General features: G+C 74.2%; 21 protein-coding genes. 6 read left to right on the forward strand and 15 right to left on the reverse strand.

Annotated features, from left to right (window positions below):
* Positions 1–2 precede the first annotated feature (2 nt).
* A complete protein-coding gene (locus tag ACFYU0_RS00425) occupies positions 3–518 on the forward strand; it encodes an immunity 21 family protein (RefSeq protein WP_351668706.1) in 516 nt (171 codons plus the stop codon).
* A 17-nt stretch (positions 519–535) separates the two neighbouring features.
* Here ACFYU0_RS00425 and ACFYU0_RS00430 read toward each other — a convergent pair whose 3' ends face one another.
* The 6 genes from ACFYU0_RS00430 to ACFYU0_RS00455 all read right to left on the reverse strand — a co-directional run bounded on the left by ACFYU0_RS00430 (position 536) and on the right by ACFYU0_RS00455 (position 7,035).
* Positions 536–1,768 carry a cytochrome P450 gene (locus ACFYU0_RS00430; protein ID WP_351668704.1) on the reverse strand — a complete coding sequence of 411 codons (1,233 nt, stop codon included), beginning with the start codon at positions 1,766–1,768 and terminating at the stop codon, positions 536–538.
* A 35-nt stretch (positions 1,769–1,803) separates the two neighbouring features.
* Entirely contained in the window at positions 1,804–3,192 is a 1,389-nt protein-coding gene (locus tag ACFYU0_RS00435; protein ID WP_351668702.1) for an FAD/NAD(P)-binding oxidoreductase, read from the reverse strand.
* The gene (locus ACFYU0_RS00440; protein ID WP_389296743.1) at positions 3,182–3,427 is read right to left on the reverse strand and encodes a ferredoxin; all 246 of its coding nucleotides are present in this window, start codon (positions 3,425–3,427) and stop codon (positions 3,182–3,184) included. The genes ACFYU0_RS00435 and ACFYU0_RS00440 overlap by 11 nt, the downstream gene beginning before the upstream one ends.
* A 167-nt stretch (positions 3,428–3,594) precedes the next feature.
* Positions 3,595–4,266 carry a hypothetical protein gene (locus ACFYU0_RS00445; protein ID WP_351668698.1) on the reverse strand — a complete coding sequence of 224 codons (672 nt, stop codon included), beginning with the start codon at positions 4,264–4,266 and terminating at the stop codon, positions 3,595–3,597.
* 552 nt (positions 4,267–4,818) lie between these two features.
* Positions 4,819–6,510, reverse strand: coding sequence for a DUF885 domain-containing protein (locus ACFYU0_RS00450; protein WP_389296746.1), 1,692 nt, complete (start codon positions 6,508–6,510; stop codon positions 4,819–4,821).
* Positions 6,511–6,543: 33 nt separating this feature from the next.
* On the reverse strand, positions 6,544–7,035 hold the full coding sequence (locus ACFYU0_RS00455) for an Lrp/AsnC family transcriptional regulator (RefSeq protein ID WP_389296748.1): 492 nt from the start codon (positions 7,033–7,035) through the stop codon (positions 6,544–6,546).
* 60 nt (positions 7,036–7,095) lie between these two features.
* Between ACFYU0_RS00455 and ACFYU0_RS00460 the strand changes: the two genes are divergently transcribed.
* On the forward strand, positions 7,096–8,313 hold the full coding sequence (locus ACFYU0_RS00460; RefSeq protein WP_389296750.1) for a trans-sulfuration enzyme family protein: 1,218 nt from the start codon (positions 7,096–7,098) through the stop codon (positions 8,311–8,313).
* A gap of 63 nt (positions 8,314–8,376) precedes the next feature.
* Here ACFYU0_RS00460 and ACFYU0_RS00465 read toward each other — a convergent pair whose 3' ends face one another.
* From ACFYU0_RS00465 to ACFYU0_RS00475, 3 genes are all read right to left on the reverse strand, one after another.
* A complete protein-coding gene (locus ACFYU0_RS00465; RefSeq protein ID WP_389296752.1) occupies positions 8,377–9,813 on the reverse strand; it encodes a GNAT family N-acetyltransferase in 1,437 nt (478 codons plus the stop codon).
* Positions 9,814–10,086: 273 nt separating this feature from the next.
* Complete coding sequence (locus ACFYU0_RS00470) at positions 10,087–11,673, reverse strand: alkaline phosphatase D family protein (protein ID WP_389296753.1); 1,587 nt, start codon at positions 11,671–11,673, stop codon at positions 10,087–10,089.
* A gap of 116 nt (positions 11,674–11,789) precedes the next feature.
* On the reverse strand, positions 11,790–12,620 hold the full coding sequence (locus ACFYU0_RS00475; protein WP_351668684.1) for an alpha/beta fold hydrolase: 831 nt from the start codon (positions 12,618–12,620) through the stop codon (positions 11,790–11,792).
* Between the two features lie 333 nt (positions 12,621–12,953).
* Here ACFYU0_RS00475 and ACFYU0_RS00480 point away from each other — a divergent pair, with 333 nt between their 5' ends.
* The gene (locus ACFYU0_RS00480) at positions 12,954–13,715 is read left to right on the forward strand and encodes a GntR family transcriptional regulator (RefSeq protein WP_351668682.1); all 762 of its coding nucleotides are present in this window, start codon (positions 12,954–12,956) and stop codon (positions 13,713–13,715) included.
* A 102-nt stretch (positions 13,716–13,817) separates the two neighbouring features.
* Here the strand turns inward: ACFYU0_RS00480 and ACFYU0_RS00485 are convergent, their stop codons facing one another.
* From ACFYU0_RS00485 to ACFYU0_RS00495, 3 genes are all read right to left on the reverse strand, one after another.
* Entirely contained in the window at positions 13,818–14,975 is a 1,158-nt protein-coding gene (locus ACFYU0_RS00485) for an ROK family transcriptional regulator (protein ID WP_351668680.1), read from the reverse strand.
* Between the two features lie 100 nt (positions 14,976–15,075).
* Positions 15,076–15,729 (reverse strand): response regulator transcription factor, encoded by a 654-nt coding sequence (locus ACFYU0_RS00490; protein WP_351668678.1) that lies wholly within the window; start codon positions 15,727–15,729, stop codon positions 15,076–15,078.
* Positions 15,730–15,743: 14 nt separating this feature from the next.
* Positions 15,744–16,898 carry a sensor histidine kinase gene (locus ACFYU0_RS00495; protein WP_389296756.1) on the reverse strand — a complete coding sequence of 385 codons (1,155 nt, stop codon included), beginning with the start codon at positions 16,896–16,898 and terminating at the stop codon, positions 15,744–15,746.
* Between the two features lie 107 nt (positions 16,899–17,005).
* Between ACFYU0_RS00495 and ACFYU0_RS00500 the strand changes: the two genes are divergently transcribed.
* Genes ACFYU0_RS00500 through ACFYU0_RS00510 form a run of 3 tightly spaced genes read left to right on the forward strand, consistent with a single transcriptional unit; the run spans position 17,006 to position 19,121 of the window.
* On the forward strand, positions 17,006–17,926 hold the full coding sequence (locus ACFYU0_RS00500) for an ABC transporter ATP-binding protein (RefSeq protein ID WP_389296758.1): 921 nt from the start codon (positions 17,006–17,008) through the stop codon (positions 17,924–17,926).
* 2 nt (positions 17,927–17,928) lie between these two features.
* Entirely contained in the window at positions 17,929–18,639 is a 711-nt protein-coding gene (locus ACFYU0_RS00505) for an ABC transporter permease (RefSeq protein ID WP_389296760.1), read from the forward strand.
* Positions 18,640–18,680: 41 nt separating this feature from the next.
* The gene (locus tag ACFYU0_RS00510) at positions 18,681–19,121 is read left to right on the forward strand and encodes a hypothetical protein (RefSeq protein ID WP_389296762.1); all 441 of its coding nucleotides are present in this window, start codon (positions 18,681–18,683) and stop codon (positions 19,119–19,121) included.
* Between the two features lie 4 nt (positions 19,122–19,125).
* On the opposite strand, the gene mug is transcribed toward ACFYU0_RS00510, so the two are convergent.
* From mug to ACFYU0_RS00525, 3 genes are all read right to left on the reverse strand, one after another.
* Entirely contained in the window at positions 19,126–19,674 is a 549-nt protein-coding gene (mug, locus tag ACFYU0_RS00515) for a G/U mismatch-specific DNA glycosylase (RefSeq protein WP_389297936.1), read from the reverse strand.
* Positions 19,671–21,113 carry an adenylosuccinate lyase gene (gene purB, locus ACFYU0_RS00520; RefSeq protein ID WP_351668670.1) on the reverse strand — a complete coding sequence of 481 codons (1,443 nt, stop codon included), beginning with the start codon at positions 21,111–21,113 and terminating at the stop codon, positions 19,671–19,673. Before purB ends, mug begins: the two co-directional genes overlap by 4 nt.
* Before the next feature lie 130 nt (positions 21,114–21,243).
* Positions 21,244–22,032 carry an SGNH/GDSL hydrolase family protein gene (locus ACFYU0_RS00525; protein WP_351668668.1) on the reverse strand — a complete coding sequence of 263 codons (789 nt, stop codon included), beginning with the start codon at positions 22,030–22,032 and terminating at the stop codon, positions 21,244–21,246.
* Between the last annotated feature and the right edge of the window lie 64 nt (positions 22,033–22,096).

Raw genomic sequence — 22,096 nt, forward strand, 5'->3', positions numbered from 1 at the left:
CCATGTCTCGATACGCGGATCCGGGCGCACTGCAGTGGGTGGAGTCGGGCGGAGGGCCCCTGATAGCCGTGCCGGAGACGGTCCTGCCGTTCTGGGCGGGCGCCGACAGCGAGGAGTTCGCCACCGACTACGACCGCGCGTGCGAGGTGGACGGATACGCCGGCCTGCTCCCGGTGGGCGACAGCGCGGCCCTCGTCCTCGGCGACGAACCGGCGGCCACCGCCTACCTGCCCGACGAGGGCGTCTTCGTGCGCTGGTCCGCAGCGCACTCCGAGCGCGAACTGCTCGCCCACGTTCCCGCCGCGCTCGGCACTGCCGCGTGGGGGCCCGAGGTCCGCTGGCAGGTGCCGGGCCCGGTGGTGCTCTTCGACGCCGCCCGGCCGGGCGGGACGGCGGACCGCGCCGGACACCTGCGTGTCCCGCTGGCGCCGGGCCCGTACGCGGTCGCCGCCGCCTACGCCCAGCCGGGACCCGAGACCTGGCTGGGTCTGGTCCGGGTCCGGCGGCTCGCCCGCTGACCTGCGCGGCCCGCGGGTCAGCGCCGGTCGTCGAAGGCGATCCGCAGATGGCGCGGGCCGCGCAGCACCGCGTTCTGCCGGTAGGGCGGCGGGTCCTCGACCAGACGGGGCCCGTCCAGCCGCCGGGCCAGTTCGGACAGCGCGATCTGCGCCTCCAGACGGGCCAGCGGAGCGCCGAAGCAGCTGTGGATGCCGCTGCCGAAACCGAGATGCTGGATGTCGCCGCGGTCCGGGTCGAACCGCTCGGGGTCCTTGAACCGCTCCGGGTCCCGGTTGCCGGCGGCGAGCATCAGCCAGATCCGCGAACCCTTGGGGATGGTCACGCCGCGCACCTCGATGTCGGCGATACAGGTGCGCTGGGGCACGATCTGCACCGGCGGCTCGTACCGCAGCAGCTCCTCCACGACCCGGGGTGCGAGGCCCGGGTCCTCCCGCAGCCGCCGCAGCACGTCCGGGTGGCGCAGCAGGGTGAGCATGCCGTTGGTGATGAGGTTGACCGTCGTCTCGTGACCGGCGATCAGCAGCAGCACCGCGGTGCTCATCACCTCCATCATCGTCATGGCGCCTTCCGGGCCGCGGCTGTCCGCGAGGTCCGACAGCATGTCGTCCTGCGGGTCCTTGGTGCGCTGCTCGACCAGCCCGGCCAGATACATGCCGAGCTGCATCCGCGCCTCCTGCGCCTTCTTCACGAACTCCTCGTCCGCGCTCTCGCGCGTCTCCGGGTCCAGGCTGGCCACCAGCGGGTCGACCCAGGAGCGGAAGCGCGGCTCGTCCTCGCGGGGCACGCCCAGCAGCCGGCAGATGACCGTGACCGGGAACGGGTAGGCGAACTGGTCCACCAGGTCGATCTCGCGTGCCTCGCCGAAGCCGTCGATCAGCGAGCCGACGATGTCGTGCAGCTCGCCGCGCATGGAGTCGATCCGGTGCGGCTTGTGGGGCGGCCCGAAGGCGCTGTTGGCGATCCGCCGCAGCCGGTCGTGCTCCGGCGGGTCGAGCCTGAGGAAGGACGGGGGGAGCCCGGTGCTCTGCGCCTCGGCCAGTTCGTCCCCGGCGGCGGCCAGGTTGGCGGCGTCGGAGCTGATCCGCGGATCGTGCAGCAGGCTCTCGATGTCCCAGTACGAACTGATGACGTAAGGGCCGTCCTCCTCCTCGTGCAGCACCGGAGTCCGGCGGAGCTCCTCGTACAGCGGATAGGGGTCGGCGCGGTTGGCGAAGTCAGTGATGCGGCGGAACAGTGAGGCCTGCGTCATGACGAGTCCTTGGGGCGTCGGGGCCACGGCGGCGTTCAGTGGTGGGCCGGGGTGAACACCAGCTGCTGGTCGGCCGGTGAGTAGCCGCTCAGGGTCACGGTGGGGCCGTGGGTCGGCAGGGACGGGTCGGGGAAGTCGGCGTCGAGGGGCTGGCGGCCCTCGGGGCGCCGGTCCACCGTCGGGTACTCCACCGGGAACGGCGCGCCCCGCTCGATCTGCCGCTGGTAGAACTCCAGCCAGCGGGTGTTGTCGAAGCTGACGGCGGCGACCACCCGGCCCTTGTGGCCGTAGACGCCGACGAACCGGCGCTCGGCCAGCGACCCCTGCGTGATCATGATCTGGTCGCCCATGGGCGGCACGCCGACGGACTTGATGTTCACCCTGAACTGCGAGGACCAGAAGGCCGGCATCCACAGGTGCGGGCGCCGGTCGGCGCCCCGGCAGATCATGTTGTGCGCGGCGGTCTCCGCCTGGGCGACGGCGTTGCCCCAGTGCTCCAGCGAGAGGAACTGGTAGCCGAACAGCGCGTGCGGCGAGCGTGCGACGTCACCCGCGACGAACACGTCGTCGGTGACGATGCCCCGGAAGTCGAAGGCCCGGCAGCCGGCGTCGCAGGCGATGCCCCGCGGTCCCGCGCCGAGTCCCGACCCGGTCAGCCACTCGGTGTTGCGCAGCGAACCGAGCGAGACCACCACGACGTCCGACTCGACCTGGCTCCCGTCGGACAGGTGGACGGCGCGCACCCGGCCGGCCGGGTCGCCCTCCAGCGCGGTGACCGTGACACCGGTGCGCAGGTCCACGCCGTTCTCGGTCTGCAGCTCGGCGGCGACGGCGCCGATCACCCCGCCGAGCGCGCCCACCAGCGGGGCTCCGGCCCGCTCCGCCAGCGTGACGGCGAGCCCCATCTCCCGGCACGCCGAGGCGACTTCGCACCCGGCGAACCCGGCGCCGATGATGAACACCCGGCGCGCCGACCGCAGCCGCTGCAACAGCCGGGCCGCGTCGTCGCGGGTGCGCAGCAGGAAGACGCCGTCCAGGCGGCCCTCCTCCTCCTTGAACCAGGGCCGGGCCCGCACCCCGGTCGCGATCAGCAGCCGGTCGTACTCCACCTCGTCCCCGTCGGCGAGCCGCACCCGCTTGGCGGACAGGTCGAGGCCCGTCGCCGCCACGCCGAGCCGCCACTTGGCGTCGACCTCCCGGCGGTGGGGCAGCTCGGTGCGGTGCGGGGACGCCTTGCCCAGCAGCACGGCCTTGGACAGCGGCGGCCGGTCGTAGGGCTCGTACGGCTCGTCACCGATCATCGTGAGTGAACCGGTGAACCCCTCGGCGCGCAGCGTCTCGGCTGCCCGGAGCCCGGCCAGCGAGGCGCCGACGATCACGATCCGGCCCTCGCGCCGGAGCCAGTCCACGTGGTCAGCGGCCATCGGAGGCCTCCCCGGCGGATCCGGGCGCACCGGCGGCCGGGCCGTCCAGTCCGTCGGCAGTGATCGCCTGGACCGGGCACGCGGCCACCGCCCGGGCCAGCCGTTCGCGCTGGTCCTCGTCCGCCCGGGGGTCGTAGACCAGCGACTCCTCGCCGTGCATGGTGAAGACGTCGGGTGCGAGGAACGCGCACTGCGCGTATCCCTGGCACTTGTTGAGATCGACGACGAGCCGCATCGACGCTCCGCCCTTCCGGTGGCTAGGTCCGGTGCTCACCACCCGCCCAGGGCGGGCATCCCCGGACGGCGGTCATGTCCCGCTGGCCAGCATGAGAGCCGCGCGGGCGCCCCGCGCGCCGGGCGGGCCGTTCGGGTGAGCGGCCCCGCGCGGCGGGACGCCCCGTCTCACGTGGCCGGGCGGGTCCGGGACCCGCCGCGCCGGCCGGCGACGATGTAGAGGCTCAGCACCAGCGACCAGACCGGGAAGGCCAGTTCCGCCCAGGGGACGTTCGACGAGACGAAGAGCAGCGTCAGGGCGGTGAGGACGCCGAGGACCATGAGCCAGCGCGGCAGGGCGCCGAGCCGGTGCCCGATCACCGACAGGGAGGACACGAAGACGGCCGCCATCCGCATCGCGTACCCGGTCAGCAGCGAGTACGCGAGGTCGCGGCCGAAGTCCCAGGCGGCCTGGCCGGTGGCGCCCCCGGAGGACCGGCCGATCTGCAGCACGGCGGCGGCGGCCGCGGCGCCGCCGAACATCGTGGCGGTGAAGACCAGCCCGCTGCCGAGCAGGACCGTGGCGAGGAACCTGTCCTCCACCTCGCCCACATGGGCCCGTACGGCGCCGAGGAACCACAGGAAGAAGATCCCGGCGAACGGGACCAGGTCGAGCGCCCACTGCACCGCGTCCCGCTTCCCGGGGGTGGTCGCCCGCGCGGTGGCCGCCTCAGCGCCTTCGGGCATGGCCAGCCTGACCAGCACGATCGCCGCCGCCAGCAGCACGGCGAACACCACTCCAGCCAGCCCGGCGGCCCGCGGCGTCTCCATCGCCCGCTGTCCCGGTCCCATGTCCCGCATGCCGGCCCGCCTCCCGTCGCACAGCCCGGGCACCAGCAAGCGGCCTCGCCCCGCCCCGCGCCACCGGGGACGTCCGTACGGCGGAGCCGCCGCACGGACGTCCCCGCCGCCCGCCGTGCCTCAGGGCTGGTCGGTCACCCGGAACCCGGCGCCGTGGACGCCCGGATGCGCGGCGTCGCTTGCGCGCAGGTCGGCGAGGATGTCGGCGGAACTGGCGTACGCGTACGGCGGGACGCCCAGGATGACGGCCTTCGTGATGCCGGCCCACGGTCCCGACGCCTCGAAGCCGTTCGCGTCCGACGGTTACTGGCTGCCCGGCACGTGCCAGACCGCGGGGGCGCCCGAGTCGCCGCTCCGGTGCGAGGCCCGGCGCGGCGTCCTGCGGCAGACCGGCGCCGTCTACCGGTTCCGCCGCGTACGGCTGCAGCACCACCTCGCGCGTACCTACCGCGAGCGGCAGGCGCGCCCCCCCGCCCGCTCCCGGGCGTGGCGACCCTCGGGGGCCGGTCCGTCCGGTCGACGTCCGGCCGGACCCTCGAGGGGCCGGTGCGGTCAGAGCCGGGACAGCTCGTCCAGCAGGTCGTCCAGGCCCAGCGAGCCCTGGGAGAGGGCGGCCATGTGCCAGGCCTTCAGGTCGAAGGAGTCGCCGTGCCGCGCGCGGGCGTTCTCGCGGCCCCGCAGCCAGGCGCGCTCGCCGAGCTTGTAGCCGATCGCCTGGCCGGGAATCGTCAGGTACCGGGTCAGCTCGCTCTCCACGAAGTCCGCCGGGCGGCTGCTGTGCGAGCCGAAGAACTCCTGCGCCAGCTCCGGCGTCCAGCGCTCACCGGGGTGGAACGGCGAGTCCGCCGGGATCTCCAGTTCCAGGTGCATGCCGATGTCGACGATGACCCGCGCCGCGCGCATCATCTGCGCGTCCAGGTAGCCGAGCCGCTCCTCCGGGTCCGTCAGATAGCCGAGTTCGTCCATCAGCCGCTCCGCGTACAGCGCCCAGCCCTCGGCGTTGGCGCTGACCCCGCCGACGGTGGCCTGGTAGCGGGAGAGGTCCTTCGCCACGTGCGCCCACTGCGCGAGCTGCAGATGGTGCCCGGGCACGCCCTCGTGGTACCACGTCGACACCAGGTCGTACACCGGGAACCGGGTCAGGCCCATGGTCGGCAGCCAGGTCCGGCCCGGACGGGAGAAGTCCTCCGACGGAGCGGTGTAGTACGGGGCGGCGGCGCCGCCGGGCGGGGCGATGTGCGACTCCACCTTCCGCACCCGCTCGGCGAGTTCGAAGTGCGTGCCGTCCAGGTCCGCGATGGCCCGGTCCATCAGGCCCTGCAGCCACTCGCGGACCTCGTCGACGCCCTCGATGTGCCGGCCGTGCTCGTCCAGGTGCGCCAGCGCCACCCACGGCGTCCCGGCGCCGGGCAGGATCTTCTCCGCCTCCTGCTTCATCTCGCCGAGGATGCGGTGGAACTCCGACCAGCCGTACGCGTACGCCTCGTCCAGGTCCAGGTCGGTGCCGTTGAAGTAGCGGGCCCAGCGGGCGTACCGCTCGCGGCCCACCGTGTTCGGCGCGCCCTCGACGGCCGGTGCGTACACGTCCCGCATCCAGTCCCGCAGCTCCACCAGCGAGGCGGTCGCCGTCCGCGCCGCCTCGTCCAGTTCCGCGCGCAGCGCGTCCGGACCGGCCGCGGCGAAGTCCTCGTACCAGCCGCGGCCCTTGCCGTCGGTGTCGGTCCACTCGGAGAGCTGCTCGACGTACGTGGCGGTCGGCCGGGGCGCCGCGTACAGCTTGCGCTCCAGGCCCAGCTCCAGCGACTCCCGGTAGCCCGCGACCGCGGCCGGCACCGCACGCAGCCGCTGGGCGATCGCCGCCCAGTCCTCCTCGGTCTGCGCCGGCATCACGGTGAACACCTCCCGCACCGAGTGGCCCGGCGTGCTCATGTTGCCGACCGCGCGCAGATGCTCGTCGGCCTCGTGCACGGCCAGTTCGGCGGTCAGCCGCTCCCGCAGCAGCCGGCCGCAGCGACGCTCCGCGTCACTGTCCGCTCCGGGTCGCCGCTCGGCCTCGTCGAGCCGCGCGAGCGTCGTCCGCGCCAGTTCCGCCAGGGCCTCCTGGCCGGCCGGGGAGTAGTCGGGCAGCCTGGTCGAACTCTCCTTCACACCGAGGTAGGTACCGGTGACCGGGTCGAGGGCGATGAGGTCGTCCACGTACGCGTCGGCGACCTGTCGGGGCAGCGGGCTCTGGATGTCGGACATGGCGCCCATCCTCATACGCGGACGGCGCCCGCGTCACCCGTGCGTCCCGGATTCAGCCGGGGGCAGAAGCGGCCCGCAGTCCCACTGCTGGAAGATCAGCCGGGTCTCCACCCGGGCCACCTCCCGCCGCGCGGTGAACCCGTCCAGCACCAGCCGCTGCAGATCGGCCATGTCCGCCACGGCCACGTGCACCAGGTAGTCGTCGGGACCGGTCAGATGGAACACCGACCGCGACTCCGGCAGCGCGCGGATCCGCTCCACGAACGGCCCCACCAGTTCCCGGCGGTGCGGCCGCACCTGCACCAGCAGCAGCGCCTCCAGACCGCGCCCCAGCCTGGCCGGGTCGAGCCGCAGTTGGTGGCCGAGGATCACGCCCGCGCGGCGCAGCCGCGTCACCCGGTCCAGGCACGTCGACGGCGCCACGCCCACCTGGGCGGCGAGATCGCGGTAGGTGGTCCGGGCGTCGTTCTGCAGCAGCCGCAGCAGATGGAGATCCACCGGATCCAGTGCGACAGATTCGGCCATGTGCCGAACGTAGCACGGTGTCCCGCCCCCGCATCCCGTCCGGTGTTCACCCTTCCGCCCATGGACACAGCGAGCACGGGTGCCTACGACGCCGTACGCCCCGCATCGAGAGCACTGGCCACCGAGGCCGTGCACGCCGGCCGCGACGATCTCGCCCGCCAGGGACTGCACGCCCCGCCGATCGACCTGTCCACCACCTACCCCTCCTTCGACAGCCGGGGCGAGGCCGCCCGCATCGACGCGTTCGCCACCGACGGCGCCGACCCCGACGGCCCGCCGATCTACGGCCGTCTCGGCAACCCGACCGTGGCCCGCTTCGAGACCGCCCTCGCCCGCCTGGAGGGCACCGAGTCCGCCGTCGCCTTCGCCAGCGGCATGGCCGCGCTCAGCGCGGTCCTCCTCGCGCGGTCCGCGACGGGGCTGCGCCATGTGGTCGCGGTGCGCCCGCTGTACGGCTGCAGCGACCACCTGCTGACCGCCGGGCTCCTCGGCACCGAGGTGACCTGGACCGATCCGGCCGGGATCACCGACGCGCTGCGCCCCGACACCGGCCTGGTGATGGTCGAGTCACCGGCCAACCCGACCCTCGCCGAGGTCGACCTGCGGGCCGTCGCCCACGCCTGCGGTTCGGTCCCGCTGCTCGCCGACAACACTTTCGCCACCCCCGTCCTCCAGCGTCCCGCCGAACACGGCGCGCGGCTGGTGCTGCACAGCGCCACGAAGTACCTCGGCGGCCACGGCGACGTCCTCGCCGGTGTGGTGGCCTGTGACGAGGAGTTCGCCGGACGGCTCCGGCAGATACGTTTCGCCACCGGCGGTGTCCTGCATCCCCTGGCCGGCTACCTGCTGCTGCGGGGCCTGTCCACGCTGCCGGTGCGGGTCCGGGCCGCCTCCGCGAGCGCCGCCGAGCTCGCCGGCCGGCTCGCCGCCGACCCGCGGGTGGCCCGCGTGCACTACCCGAAGCTGGGCGGCGCGATGGTCGCCTTCGAGACGCACGGCGACCCGCACGAGGTGATCGCCCGGGTCGGTCTGATCACCCCGGCGGTCAGCCTGGGCAGCGTCGACACCCTGATCCAGCACCCCGCCTCGATCAGCCACCGCATCGTCGACGCCGACGACCGGCGCGGCGCCGGGGTGAGCGACCGGCTGCTGCGGATGTCGGTGGGTCTCGAGGACGTCGACGACCTGTGGGCGGACCTGGACCGGGCGCTGGGGGAGCGGGCCCTGACGCCGGTCCCGCTGCGGGACGCGGCCCCCCTTCAGGAGACCGTGGGCTGACGGCCCCGTACGGACGACGGCGGCCCGGTGCGGGGGGCCGGGCCGCCGTTCCCGCCGCGGTCTTCAGTCGCGGCGGGTCGCATCGCCGAGCCGCTCCGCCCGGCCCCCGTGCGTCGCCCGGGTGCCGACGGCAGCGGTGTCCAGGCGTGCCGTGACGACCAGGGTGCCCTCCTCGATCTGGTAGTCCAGGGGCAGCCCGAGGCCGCGCATCGCCGCGACCATCCCGGTGTTGGAGGCCTGCGTCACGGCGTACACGCTCTCGCAGCCGGCCTCCACGGCCATCGCCACCAGGCGGCCGAGCAGTTCGGCGCCGATGCCGCGCCGCTGCCACGCGTCCTCCACGAGCAGCGCGACCTCGGTCTCGTCGCCGTCCCACAGCAGATGACCGAGGCCGACGATGCGCCCGGAGGCGGTCTGCGCGGCCAGCGTCCGGCCGAACCGGGGGCTGAGCAGGTGGTTCAGATAGCGGTCGGTGTCGCCGACCGGCCCGTGGTAGCGCAGGCCGAGGGTGCGCCGCGAGCACCGCTCGTGCATGGCCCTGGCCGCGTCGAGGTCACCGGTGTCCACCCGGCGCACGGTGATGTCGGCGCCCTCGGGCAGCGTCAGCACGTCGTGGCCGCCCGGGATCCGCGGACCGAGCCGGCTGTCCAGCTCCACCAGCGCCCTGACCCGCGCGAACTCCGCCGGGGTGAACGGCAGATACGGCCGCTCCACGGTGAGTACGCCGCCCCCGGGCGCCCGCAGCCGCATGACGGTGTCCTCAAGCACCCCGTCCGCGGGCACCGGCTCCGGTCCGCGGCCCCCGCCGAAGGGCGTGGCGGGCAGCGAGCGGATCGTGCACCGGCCCAGCAACTGCCTGAGGGCCAGCGGCAGTTCCGCCGTGTCCAGCGCGGTGCGCGCGGCGAGGGCCAGGACCCGGGTCGGGGCGTCCACCAGGTCGTGCGCGTCGGCCCGCTCGATCCAGGTGGACGTGCCACCGGCCAGCGACACCGTCCGGGTGAGCTCGGTCGCCGCGAGCGCCTCGGGCGCCCGCAGCAGGAACTCGTCCACGGTGCCCTCCGCCAGCGGGTGCGTCTGCAGGCTCAGGATGTCGACCCGCCGTCCGGCCAGCGCCGTGCACAGCGCGGCCAGCGAGCCGGGTTCGTCCCGCACCGTGGTCCGCATCCGCCACAGCGTGCTCGCCCCGGCCGTGTCCGGCGCCGGCGCGTCCGGGTCGTGCGCGGGCCCGGCCGGCCGCACCTCGGCGGCCGACCGGGCACCGGTATGCCCGGTCGGCGGCGCGTGCCCGTGGCGGCGTGCCCACCAGGTGTGGAAGCCCGCCGTCGCGGCCAGCAGGACCGCCGAGACCACCAGCAGCGCGGGACCGTCTGGGCCGTGTCCGACCAGGTTGGCCACGCCGTCCGCCACCGCCACCGCCGTGAACAGGGCCGCGAGCTCGACGAGGTCCCGCCGCCAGTGGTGCACGGGCCGGCCGTGCTTCGTCCGGGTCACTCGAGACATGTCTGAAGTCATGCAGCCACTGTGAAGGAACGGTGTTGCGTGATCACGAACGGTTTGTGACCGATGGGTAAAGCATGCTCCGTCCGTTTTGTTGGACTTTCCAGTACTGCGGACCCCGGCAGGTCACGAGACTCCCGGCCGCCGCCGACGATCTTTCAGTACCCCCGAAACGCGTCGGCGGGAACGAAGTTGACCCGTGCCGCGCCCCGGGGGATGACGCCGGCGCGCGGCACTGCGTCGAGGGTACGGGACCCGGTGGTCCCGGCGGGGGTCCTACTGGCCGACCCGGCCCGGCTGCAGGGTCCGCGTGAACAGCACCGTGCCGTCCTGCTCGCGCAGCCGTACCGTCAGCTCGCCGCTGCCGCCGTCGATGTCGACCTCGCCGAAGAACTGGTACCCGCCCGCGGGCGAGACGTTCGACGCGGTCGGCGCCTTCACGAACACCCGCTCCGGGCCGAAGGTCGCGTCCAGCTCGCTGGCCGGGAAGGCGCCGGCGTTCAGTGGGCCCGAGACGAACTCCCAGAACGGCTCGAAGTCGGTGAACGCCGCCCGGGACGGCTGGTAGTGCTGCGCCGAGGTGTGGTGGACGTCCGCCGTCAGCCACACCGTGCCGGTGATCCGGCGGTGCTTGACGAAGCGCAGCAGCTCGGCGATCTGCAGCTCCCGGCCCAGCGGGGCGCCGGGGTCGCCCTGCGCCACCGCCTCGAAGTTCGGCCGGCCCTCCGTGGTGTCGGGCACCACGAGACCGATCGGCATGTCCGCGGCGATCACCTTCCACACCGCCCGCGACCGCGCCAGCTCCCGCTTCAGCCAGTCGAGCTGCTCACGGCCGAGGATGCCCTGCGGGTCCGTGGTCTGGTCGCCGGGCGAGTTGGCGTCGCGGTAGGTGCGCATGTCCAGCACGAACACGTCCAGCAGCGGGCCCTGGCGCAGCACGCGCTGCACCCGGCCCTCCTTCGCGCCCGGCCGCAGCGTGGAGACCGGGAAGTACTCGCTGAACGCCCGCCGCGCGCGTGCCGCCAGCACGTCGACGCTCTTCTCGGCGTACCGGGTGTCCGAGGCGGCGATCATCTCGCCCGGGTACCAGTTGTTGCGCACCTCGTGGTCGTCCCACTGCACGATGGACGGCACCTGGGCGTTGAACCGCCTGAGGTTGTCGTCCAGCAGGTTGTAGCGGAAGTTGCCCCGGTACTCGGCGAGGGTCTCGGCGACCTTCGCCTTCTCCTCGGTGGTGACGTTCCGCCAGGTGCCGCCGCCGGGCAGGGCCTGGGTGGCCGCGATGGGGCCGTCGGCGTAGACGTTGTCGCCGCTGCACAGGAAGAAGTCCGGGTCCAGCTTCGCCATCGCGTCGTAGATCCGGTAGCCGCCCAGGTCGGGGTTGATGCCCCAGCCCTGCCCGGCCAGGTCGCCCGACCACAGGAACCGCACGCCGTCCCGGCGGTGCCGGGAGACGGTGCGGAAGGTGCCGGTCACCGGCTCGCCGGTACGGCGCGGGTCGTCGGGGTCGGCGAGCAGCACCCGGTAGTGGATCTGCTCGCCGGAGGGCAGGCCGTGCAGTCGGGTGGTGCCGGTGAAGTCCGTGCCGGCGCCCAGCAGCGGACCGTGCCACCGGCGCGGGGTCCGGAACGACTCGGTCGCCGAGGTCTCCACGGTCATCCGGGCCGGCCGGTCCGAACGCACCCAGACCAGGCCGGAGTCGGTGGTCACGTCTCCCGTCTGCACGCCCCAGTCCGCCGAGGGGCGCCCGGAACGCGCGAAGGCGGGGGCCGCGCCGAGGCCCACGGGCAGGGTCAGGGCCGCCGACGCGGCGAGCGAGCCGCGCAGCACGCCGCGGCGGCCGGGGAACGGGCGGTGGGACATGGCTGTGCCTCCAAGGACGGGATCCGGCCGGTGTGCAGAGCCACACCTACTGGTGCGCCGCGGCGCGCGCGCGAACCGCAGGTGAACAATGGGCCGTCCCGGGGGCGTTCAGCCGGTCAGCGGCTGCCGTCGAGGATGACGCGGGCGACCAGCGCCGGGTCGTCGTTCATCGGGACGTGCCCGCAGCCGGGCAGCCGCACCAGCCGGGCGTGCGGGATGATCGTCTTGGCGCGGACGCCCTGGCGGCGCACCAGGAGCCGGTCCTGGGTCCCCCACGCGACGGTGACCGGCAGCCCCGGCAGGCCGTCGGTGAACTGGACGGTGACACCCGCCCGCAGGGTGGCGTCGAAGCCGGTGGCGCCGGCCAGCGCGAGCGTCTCGGCGACCACGGCGTCGGGCGAACGGCGGCCGGGCCGGCGGTAGATGGTGCTGGTCAGCGCGGTGCGTCCGGCCGCGGAGCGCGACATCCGCTCCACCAGGGGCAGTGGCAGGCGCTGGGCGACACCCCGCATGGTCTGCAGCATCGCGAACGCGTAGCGGCGTTCGGCCTGCGTCCAGAACCCGGCGGGGGAGAGGGCGGTGACGGACCGTACGAGCTTCTCGCGGCCCAGCTCCAGGGCCAGCAGGCCGCCCAGCGAGTTGCCGGCCACGTGCGGGCGGTCCAGCTCCAGCGCCTCGAAGAGGGCGGCGAGCACGGCGTTGGTCGTGGGCAGGTCGTACGGCAGGCCGTCCGGCAAACCGGGGGACGCGCCGAAGCCCGGCAGGTCCACCGCGATCACCTCGCGCTCGGTGGCGAGGATGTCCACCACCGGGTCCCAGGCCTGCCGGTGGTGGCCGATGCCGTGCAGCAGGACCAGGGGCGCACCGCGTCCCACGCGCGCGTAGGAGACGGTCACGTCCCGCGGGCCGTGCGGAGTGGGGACCGGGAAGGTGGCGGTGGCGGACATGGAGTGCTCCTCGGCTGGGCTGCTGACGGACGCCGTAGACAGCTTGTCAGCAATAACTACCGACGGGTAGCCCCTTGCTCGCCTCCCCGAGTCCGCGCGTCCGCCGGCCCCCCCAGGGGCGCTGCGCCGGACTCCTCCTGGATGCCCGCATGCGTCCACCCGTGCGAACGCCGTGTGAACGCTGCACGGCTCCTCACCCGTGTGTCGCCCCAGGGATCGAGGATTGGTCTTGACCAAGGGTGTGGGCCGTCCTATGGTCGCAGATAAGTGCAACAACCTTTAATAAACAAGGGCGCTAAAAACCGCCGGATCACGGCACTTGCGGAGGACAGGGTGGGGACCACGCAGCTGGAATCGGTGCCGGAACCGAAGTACTGGCATCTCAAGACCGTGCTCAGTGAGGCACTCGACTCGGAGTTCTCGGTCGGCGAGATCCTGCCCAACGAGCGCGACCTGGCCGCCCGCTTCGGCGTCGCCCGCGCCACGCTCCGCCAGGCCCTCGAACAGCTCGAGCTGGAAGGCCGGCTGCAGCGCCGGCGCGGCGTCGGCACGACCGTCGCGCCCCCGCGCGTGGGCGTGGCCGTGGGCAGCCGGCAGCACACCTGGCCGGGAGCCGCCGACGACGCCTGGCAGCCCGTGGACAGCGTGCGCTCCGCGCCGCCCGCCGCGGTCGCCGCCGCCCTGGAGACCGGCTCCGGTGAGCCGGTGCACATCGTGCGCCGGTCGCGGATGTCGGGCGGCCAGCGCGTCGCCACCGAACTGCTCCACGTCCCCGACGCCTCGGTGCCCGACCTGACCGCCATCGACGCGCCGTCCGGCGCGGCACGCGCGCGTGCGGTGCTGCGCGAACTGCAGCGCCTGGAGCTCGAGGGCCAGGACCGCGCCGTCGAACTGGGCTCCGCCCGCGCGGACGACGCCAAGGACCTCGACCGGCTGCCCGGCGCGCCCGTGCTCGTCGTCACCACGCGTTTCTTCGCCGAGGGCCGCACCGCCGCCATCTCCGTGGCGACCTACCGCGCCGACACCTGCCGGCTGACCTTCGGGGACTCGCCCGACGTGGAGATACACCACGACCCCGAGCGGCGGGCCTCCTGAGCGACGCGTCCTCGGCCGCGCCCCGGACCTCCAGCCGGGCGCGGCCGGACGTCTCCCTCGCCGGCCGTCGTCGCCGCAGCCCCGGCGCTCACATGTCCGGTGTCAACGCCGCGCGGTGACCGTTCCCTCCACCGCGAACAGCTCCGCCTCCACGTGGTCGAGGGCGAGACGCAGCGCACCCGTGGCCACCGCCGCCCCGCCGAGCGCGGACAGCGCCACCCCGGGCGGGCGCAGGCAGTAGCGCGCGAGCTCGCGGCGCAGCGGATCGAGCACACCGTCGAGGCCCGCCGCCCAGCCGCCGATCACCACCAGCTCGGGGTCGAGGGCCAGCACCAGCGCGGCCACGTCGTGGACGAGCCGCTGGATGAACCGCTCCACCGCCGCCCCCGCCCGCTGGTCGCCGTCCCGGGCGAGCGCGAACACCTCGGCGACCGCCTGCTCGTCCAGCGGGTGCAGCGGCTCGTCGGTGGTGGACAGCAGGGTCTCCGGGGTCACCTCCCGGCCCAGCAGGTGCAGCGCGCCGATCTCCCCGGCCGCCCCGCCGTACCCCCGGTGCAGCCGGCCGCCGATCAGCGCGCCCGCGCCCGGGCTGAGCCCGGCCAGGACGAACACCAGGTCGTCGGTCTCCGTCGCCGCGCCCTTCCAGTGCTCGGCGACGGCAGCCGCGTTGGCGTCGTTCTCCACCAGCACCGGGCACTTGAAGGAGCGGCCGAGCCGCTCGCCGAGCCGCAGACCCGTCCAGCCCGGCAGCGCCGTGCACAGCCGGACCGTCCCGTCCGCCTCCACGATCCCCGGCGAGGCCACGCCCACCGCGCGCAGCGAGCCGCGTGCCACCCCGGCCCGGCGCAGCAGTTCGGCGACCGCGCCGCGCAGCCGGTCCAGCCGCTCGTCCGCCGGCGCCGTCTCGGCCACCTCCTTGGCCTGCGAGCCCAGCACCCGCCCGTCCAGGTCGGACAGGAGCGCGGCGACCCGGTGCGGCCCGATCTCCAGGCCCAGCAGATGACCGGCCTCGGCCCGGAACCGGAACCTCCGGGCAGGCCGCCCCTGCCGGCGCGCGGTGCCCTCGTCGGCGGCCTTCTCGACCACCAGCCCCGCCTCGATGAGCCCCTCGACGACGCCCTCGACGGTCGGCCGGGACAGACCGGTGACCCGGGTGACCTCGGTGAGCGTCGCGCAGTCCGTGGTCCGCAACGCGTGCAGCACCACCGCGGAGTTGATCCTTCGCAGCAGCGAGGGATCGCCGCCGGTAAGCTGCCCCACCGTCCGTCCTCCCAGCTCGCGGGCGTGTTGGGCGGATCGTACTCGGCCCGGCCCACCCCTGCGAGTGCCGGGCCCCGCAGGCCCCGCGGCACCCGCCCGGTCAGCCCGGCGCGACGAACCCCGACTCGTAGGCGGCGATCACCGCCTGGGTGCGGTCCCGCGCCCCCAGCTTGGCCAGCACGGCGCTCACGTGCGACTTCACCGTCTCCGTCCCGACCACCAGCCGGGCGGCGATCTCCGCGTTCGACAGCCCCCGTGCCATCAGCCGCAGCACCTCCGCCTCCCGCTCCGTCAGCCCGGCCCCGGTCAGCGGGGCGCCGGCCGCGCGCCGCTCCCCGAACCGGGCGGCCAGGCGCCGTACGGATGCCGGGAACAGCAGCGACTCGCCGTCGGCCACCAGCCGTACCGCGTGCACGATCTCGGCCGGCCGCGACCGCTTCAGCAGGAACCCGTCGGCGCCGGCCCGCAGCGCCTCGTACACGAACTCGTCGTCCTCGAAGGTGGTCACCACGATGATCTTGGGCGGTGCGTCCACCGTGCGCAGCACCGCACGCGTGGCCTCGATCCCGTCCATCAGCGGCATCCGCACGTCCATCGCCACCACGTCCGGCCGCAGCCGGCGCACCAGCGGGATGACCGCCGCCCCGTCGGCGGCCTCACCGACCACCCGGATGTCGGGCTGCGCCTCCAGCACGGCGCGCAGACCCGCGCGCACCAGGGGCTCGTCGTCGACCAGGAGTACGGAGACCGGCATCCGGCCAGCGTAGATCAACCGAGCGGAAGCTCCGCCCGCACCTGCCAGTCGCCCTCGTCGGGGCCGGTGCGGGCGCTGCCCCCGAGCAGCGCGGCCCGCTCCCGGATACCGCGCAGCCCGCTGCCCCGTCCGGCCCCCGGCGGCCCGGCCGGCAGCGGGTTGCGGACCTCCAGGGTGAGCGCGTCCCCGCGCACGGACACCCGGACCCGCACCGGGACGGCCCCGGCGTGCCGCAGCACGTTGGTGAGCGCCTCCTGCAGGATCCGGTACCCCTCGCGCGAGACCGGCCCCGGCACGGCGTCCACCGGGCCGGTCACCTCGGCCTCGACCTTGGCTCCGGAGGCGCGTGCCGACTCCAGCAGGCGATCGGCGTCGGCGAGGGTGGGCCGGGCGCTCGCCGGCCGCTCCGACTCCCGCAGCACCCCGAGCACCCGCTCCAGATCGTCGAGTGCGGCCCGGCCGGTCTCCTCGATGGCCTCCAGGGCGCGGTCGGTGAACTCCGGATCACCCGCCGCCCGCGCCGCGCCGGCCTGCACCACCGCCACCGTCAGGGCGTGCCCGATGGAGTCGTGCAACTCCCGCGCGATCCGGGTGCGTTCCAGCAGCCGCTCGGTCCGCTCCTCCAGCGCGGCCAGCCGCTCGGCGGCGGACGGCCCGAGGAACCGGCGGGCCCACGCGGTGACCAGCCGGCCGAGTCCGACGACGGCCCCGTACAGGGCGAGCAGCGGCAGCGGCGCCAGCAGGGCCCAGGCCCGGTCCGGCGGCAGCAGGTCCAGCACGGGCACCCCCGAAGGAGCGCGCTCCCAGGCGAACTTCGCCAGCTCGTACGCCGCGATCGGCATCCACACCGAGAAGAACGACGTCACCCAGCCGAGGAGCATCCGCAGCTCCAGCCACAGCACCGTGCGGCCACGGTCCCGCCAACTCGCCGACGGCGTGGCGGAGATGCCGGGGTCCTCCACGCCGGGCGTCAGCAGCAGCCGGCCCTGCACGCCCTCGCCCACGCGCACGGCGGGCACCAGGCCGACCGGGACGAGCACGAGCGCGGGCACCCAGGGCTTCGACTCGTCGATCAGCATCCACACGCTCTGCAGCAGCATGGGGACCCACAGATGCAGCAGCCGGGTGTACGTCGTCCCGCGCGACAGCGGGCGCAGGAAACGGACCATGGGCCCATCCTCGCAGGGGCCCGGGCGGGCGGACCTCCCCCGCGCGGGGGAGACGCTCCCCGCCGGCGGGGGAGGATCCGACGCCCGTTCCCCGCGAGGCTGTTGCCATGACCAGCATCGACGTGCGAGACCTCACCAAGGAGTACGGCGGCCGGCGCGCCGTGGACCGGCTGACCTTCGGCGTCCGTCCCGGCCGGGTCACCGGATTCCTCGGCCCCAACGGCGCGGGGAAGTCCACCACCATGCGGCTCGTCCTCGGCCTCGACCGGCCGACCTCCGGGACGGCCCGGATCGGCGGCCGCGCCTACGCCGAACTCCAGGACCCCCTGCGCCGGGTGGGCGCCCTGCTGGACGCCGGGGCCGCGCACGGCTCCCGCACCGCGCGCGACCATCTGCGGGCTCTCGCGGTGAGCAACCGCATCCCGGCCCACCGGGTGGACACCGTCCTGGAGCGGACCGGGCTCGCCGACGTGGCCCGCCGCCGGGTGCGGACGTACTCCCTGGGCATGCGCCAGCGGCTCGGGATCGCCGCCGCGCTCCTCGGCGACCCGGAGGTGATCCTGCTGGACGAGCCCGCCAACGGCCTCGACCCGGAGGGCATCATCTGGATCCGCACCCTGCTGCGCGGGCTCGCCGACGAGGGCCGTACGGTCCTCGTCTCCAGCCATCTGATGCACGAGACCGCGGCCTTCGCCGACCACCTGGTGATCCTCGGCCGGGGCAGACTCCTCGCCGACACCCCGGTCCAGGAGTTCATCCACGCGCGCGTGCGGCCCCGGGTCAGGATCCGCACCACGGACGCCGCCGCGCTCGGCGCCCTGCTCGCCCGCCACGGCCACGACGCCTCCCAGGACGAGGACGGCGCCTGGACGGTGCGGCACGCGCGCGTGGACGACATCGGCCGCCTGGTCTCGGAGGCGGGCGTGCCCGTGCTGGAACTCACCGCCCAGGAGGCCACCCTCGAAGAGGCCTACCTCGATCTGACGGCCACCGAGGCCGAGTTCACCGCCCAGCCCCAGGAGGCCTGACCATGCCGTTCGCCCCGGTTCTGCACGCGGAGTGGATCAAGATCCGCACCCTGCGCTCGCTCGTCGGCAGCCTCGTCGCCGTCCTCCTCGCCACCGTCGCGTTCTCCGCGCTCGCCTCCGCCGACGCCGACGACGCGGACCCGCTGTTCTCGGTGTTCTTCGGCGTCAACTTCGGCCAGATCGCCGCGATCGCCTTCGGTACGACGGCCGTCGCCTCCGAGTTCCGGGGTGGCGCGCTGCGGCTGACGCTGTCGGCCGTACCCGACCGGCGGCGGTGGTTCGCCGCGAAGTCGACGGCCATCGCCCTGCCGGTGCTGGCGACGGGGCTGCTCACCGGCCTGGTGACACTGCTGGTGGGCAAGTCCGTACTCGGCGACTCCGGGCCCACCTGGACCGAGGGGCTGCGCGGCGCCGTCGGCTGCGGTCTCCAGCTCACGCTGATGGCGCTGTTCGCCGCGGGACTCACGGCCGTGCTGCGCAGCGGCGTCGCGACGCTCTCCGTGCTGATCCCGTTCCTGCTGATCGTGTCCTTCGTCATCGGCGACATGTCCTCGGGCGTGGCCGACCTGCTGCCCGACCGGGCCGGCCAAGTCGCCCTGCACAGCGGCCACGACGGAGCCCTCGGTCCCTGGACCGGGCTCGCGGTGGCCGCGCTCTGGGCGGCGGCGGCCCTGTCCGCGGGAGCGTGGAGCGTGCGGCGCAGGGACGCCTGACGGCGTGCCAATTGTCAGTGCCGCCCGTTTTACTGGATCACATGGACATCGCGAACTGTCTTGCTCTGATAGAGCGGCTGTGCGCACGGGAGTTCCCGGCGCAGCACGGCAGGACGGACGTCGGCACGGGCGGGCCGGGTTACCTGATGGCCGCCCTGCGGACCAGCGGCGACCTCCAGGGGGACGACGGCGCCGAGCGGGAGACGGTGGAGGCGCAGTACGAGGCCGACCGGGACGCGCTCGCCGAGCGGCTCACCGAACGGTGGGGGCCGGCGGACGTGTTCGGCCTGGCCGGCGTGCTCCTGCGGAGCGCGGAGGGGGAGGCGGCGGCGGAACCGTGGGGCACGCTGGCCGCTCACGTGCCGGACGTGCATCTGTGGCGGGCCGGGCCGGACCGCTGGGTCGCCCTGGGCGTGTCCCGGCGGGACGGTGAACTCCCCTGCCGATTGATGGCGGTGGTCACGGACACGGACCCGCCCTGACCCGTCAGACTCCCTCCGCGGCCTTCCGCAGCCGCGCGAACTCCTCCGCCATCGTCGCCGTGGTCCAGTGCGCGTTCAGCCCGCTGGGGTTGGGCAGCACCCACACCCGCGTGCCGCCGACGGCCCCCTCCTGCGGCCCCACCCCGGCCTTGCGGTCGCCGAAGGCGGCCCGGTACGCGGTCACGCCGACCACGGCCAGCCACGCCGGCCTCAGCCGCGTCACCTTGTCCGCCAGCGCCCGCCCGCCTGCCACGTACTCCTCGGCGGTCAGCTCGTCGGCGCGAGCGGTCGCCCGCGCCACGACGTTGGTGATGCCCAGCCCGTACGTCAGCAGTTCCCGCTGCTCGGCGGGCTTCAGCAGCCTCGGCGTGAAGCCGGACAGATGCAGCACCGGCCAGAACCGGTTGCCCGGGCGGGCGAAGTGGTGTCCGGTCGCCGCCGACATCAGTCCGGGGTTGATGCCGCAGAAGAGGACCCGGAGGCCGTCCGCGACCACGTCCGGGAGGAGACGGTCGCGGGCGGCCTCCAGTTCCGCCGGGGTGAAGCGGGTCAGAGGATCGCTCCGGGGGTGTAGCCGGCGGCCTCGGGGTGCTGCTTGACGATCTCCTCGATCCGGCCCACGACCACGCCGACCTGGGCGGCGGCCGCACCGGTGAAGGACAGCTTGTCGGCCATCAGCGCGGCCAGCTCCTCGCGGCCGAGCGGCAGCCGCTCGTCGGCGGCGAGCTTGTCGAGCAGGTCGTTGCGCTCGGCGCCCTGCTCACGCATCGCGAGCGCGGTGGCCACGGCGTTCTCCTTGATGGCCTCGTGCCCGACCTCGCGGCCGACGCCCGCCCGCACGGCGCCCATGAGCACCTTGGTGGTGGCGAGGAACGGCAGGTACCGGTCCAGCTCGCGGGCGACGACGGCCGGGAAGGCCCCGAACTCGTCGAGCACGGTCAGGAAGGTCTCCAGCAGGCCGTCCAGCGCGAAGAACGCGTCGGGGAGGGCCACCCGGCGCACCACCGAGCAGGAGACGTCGCCCTCGTTCCACTGGTCGCCCGCCAGCTCGCCGGTCATCGAGGCGTAGCCGCGCAGGATCACCATCAGGCCGTTGACGCGCTCGCAGGAGCGGGTGTTCATCTTGTGCGGCATCGCCGAGGAGCCCACCTGGCCCGGCTTGAAGCCCTCGGTGACCAGCTCGTGCCCGGCCATCAGCCGGATCGTCTTCGCCAGCGAGGACGGCGCGGCGGCGAGCTGCACCAGCGCGGTCACGACCTCGTAGTCCAGCGAGCGCGGGTACACCTGGCCGACCGAGGTGAACGCCTGCGAGAAGCCCAGGTGCCGCGCGATGCGGTCCTCCAGCTCGGCCAGCTTCGCCGCGTCGCCGCCGAGCAGGTCCAGCATGTCCTGGGCGGTGCCGACCGGGCCCTTGATGCCGCGCAGCGGGTAGCGGCCCAGCAGCTCCTCGACCCGGCCGTGCGCGACCAGCAGCTCGTCGGCGGCGGTCGCGAACCGCTTGCCGAGGGTGGTGGCCTGGGCGGCCACGTTGTGCGAGCGGCCGGCCATGACCAGCTCCGCGTACTCGCCCGCCAGCTTGCCGAGCCGCGCCAGGACGGCGACGGTGCGGTCGCGCACCAGCTCCAGGGAGAGCCGGATCTGGAGCTGCTCGACGTTCTCGGTGAGGTCGCGCGAGGTCATGCCTTTGTGCACGTGCTCGTGCCCGGCGAGGTCGTTGAACTCCTCGATCCGCGCCTTGACGTCGTGCCGGGTGACCTTCTCGCGCTCGGCGATCGAGGCCAGGTCGACGGTGTCGAGGACGCGCTCGTAGTCGGCGATCGCCTCGTCCGGCACCTCGATGCCGAGGTCCTTCTGGGCCCGCAGCACGGCGAGCCAGAGCTGCCGCTCCAGCCTCACCTTCTGCTCGGGCGACCAGAGCGTGGCGAGCTCGGCGGAGGCGTAGCGTCCGGCGAGGACGTTCGGGATGCGGGGCTTGGCGGGAGCGGAAGTCACGTGTCCAGATTCTACTGGCGGTTCGTGCAGGCCAGCGCCACGGTCCTGTTCGGCGGAAGCTACGAGAGCCACGTCACTCCGAGCGGCCCGCCGGCCCCTCGGCGGTCGCGGCCCGGCTCCGCGCGGAGCGCTACGCCCGTTCCTCGTACGGCAGCAGGTCGGGGCGCTTCGCCGGGCGGCCGTCGCCGGAGGAGCGGCCGGTCAGCCGGCGGCCTATCCAGGGCAGCAGGTGCTGCCGGGCGAACCGCGCGTCGGCGACGCGCCGGTGCACCCAGCCGGGCGGCAGCGTGGCCGGCGCCGGGACGTGCCACTCGGGGTCCTCGGGCTCGTGGCCGAGCGCCTGCCACACCGCCTCGGCGACCCTGCGGTGCCCCTCGCCCGTCAGGTGCAGCCGGTCCACGTCCCACAGCCGCGGGTCCGCGAGCGACGGCGCCCCGTACAGGTCGACCACCAGCGCGCCGTGCTTGGCGGCCAGCTCGTCGACGCAGGCGAACAGCTCCTCCATGCGCGGCCGGAACCGCTCCAGCACCGGGCCCTGCCGGCCGGGGCTGCGCATCAGCACGAGCTGCCGGCAGCTCGGCGCGAGCCGTTCCACGGCCTCCGTCAGGAGATCCCGCACCCGCCCCATGTCGCACTTGGGCCGCAGCGTGTCGTTGAGTCCGCCGACGAGGGTGATCACATCGGCGCCCATCGCGGCCGCCACGTCGACCTGCTCGTCGACGATCTGCTTGATCAGCTTCCCGCGCACCGCGAGGTTGGCGTACCGGAAACCGGGCGTGCGAGCGGCCATCCGCGTGGCGAGCAGATCGGCCCAGCCCCGGTAGGAGCCGTCGGGCAGCAGGTCCGACATGCCCTCGGTGAAGGAGTCGCCGAGCGCGACCAGGCTGGTGTACGCGGGAGATATGGAATTCGTGTGCATGGCGTCAGCGATGGTAACCCGGTTCCATACCCGTCGGTCGGTCGCCCTCCGGCCCGCTCCGGGC

Origin of the sequence: Streptomyces sp. NPDC003720, from assembly GCF_042875075.1 — a bacterium.
Taxonomy (GTDB): Bacteria; Actinomycetota; Actinomycetes; order Streptomycetales; family Streptomycetaceae; genus Streptomyces.

What these genes read in the sequence shown, in the direction of transcription:
- ACFYU0_RS00425 (WP_351668706.1), top strand. Translation starts at nt 3, where the DNA reads ATGTCTCGATACGCGGATCCGGGCGCACTGCAGTGGGTGGAGTCGGGC.
- ACFYU0_RS00430 (WP_351668704.1), bottom strand. Translation starts at nt 1,768, where the DNA reads ATGACGCAGGCCTCACTGTTCCGCCGCATCACTGACTTCGCCAACCGC.
- ACFYU0_RS00435 (WP_351668702.1), bottom strand. Translation starts at nt 3,192, where the DNA reads ATGGCCGCTGACCACGTGGACTGGCTCCGGCGCGAGGGCCGGATCGTG.
- ACFYU0_RS00440 (WP_389296743.1), bottom strand. Translation starts at nt 3,427, where the DNA reads ATGCGGCTCGTCGTCGATCTCAACAAGTGCCAGGGATACGCGCAGTGC.
- ACFYU0_RS00445 (WP_351668698.1), bottom strand. Translation starts at nt 4,266, where the DNA reads ATGCGGGACATGGGACCGGGACAGCGGGCGATGGAGACGCCGCGGGCC.
- ACFYU0_RS00450 (WP_389296746.1), bottom strand. Translation starts at nt 6,510, where the DNA reads ATGTCCGACATCCAGAGCCCGCTGCCCCGACAGGTCGCCGACGCGTAC.
- ACFYU0_RS00455 (WP_389296748.1), bottom strand. Translation starts at nt 7,035, where the DNA reads ATGGCCGAATCTGTCGCACTGGATCCGGTGGATCTCCATCTGCTGCGG.
- ACFYU0_RS00460 (WP_389296750.1), top strand. Translation starts at nt 7,096, where the DNA reads ATGGACACAGCGAGCACGGGTGCCTACGACGCCGTACGCCCCGCATCG.
- ACFYU0_RS00465 (WP_389296752.1), bottom strand. Translation starts at nt 9,813, where the DNA reads ATGTCTCGAGTGACCCGGACGAAGCACGGCCGGCCCGTGCACCACTGG.
- ACFYU0_RS00470 (WP_389296753.1), bottom strand. Translation starts at nt 11,673, where the DNA reads ATGTCCCACCGCCCGTTCCCCGGCCGCCGCGGCGTGCTGCGCGGCTCG.
- ACFYU0_RS00475 (WP_351668684.1), bottom strand. Translation starts at nt 12,620, where the DNA reads ATGTCCGCCACCGCCACCTTCCCGGTCCCCACTCCGCACGGCCCGCGG.
- ACFYU0_RS00490 (WP_351668678.1), bottom strand. Translation starts at nt 15,729, where the DNA reads ATGCCGGTCTCCGTACTCCTGGTCGACGACGAGCCCCTGGTGCGCGCG.
- ACFYU0_RS00495 (WP_389296756.1), bottom strand. Translation starts at nt 16,898, where the DNA reads ATGGTCCGTTTCCTGCGCCCGCTGTCGCGCGGGACGACGTACACCCGG.
- ACFYU0_RS00500 (WP_389296758.1), top strand. Translation starts at nt 17,006, where the DNA reads ATGACCAGCATCGACGTGCGAGACCTCACCAAGGAGTACGGCGGCCGG.
- ACFYU0_RS00505 (WP_389296760.1), top strand. Translation starts at nt 17,929, where the DNA reads ATGCCGTTCGCCCCGGTTCTGCACGCGGAGTGGATCAAGATCCGCACC.
- ACFYU0_RS00510 (WP_389296762.1), top strand. Translation starts at nt 18,681, where the DNA reads ATGGACATCGCGAACTGTCTTGCTCTGATAGAGCGGCTGTGCGCACGG.
- ACFYU0_RS00525 (WP_351668668.1), bottom strand. Translation starts at nt 22,032, where the DNA reads ATGCACACGAATTCCATATCTCCCGCGTACACCAGCCTGGTCGCGCTC.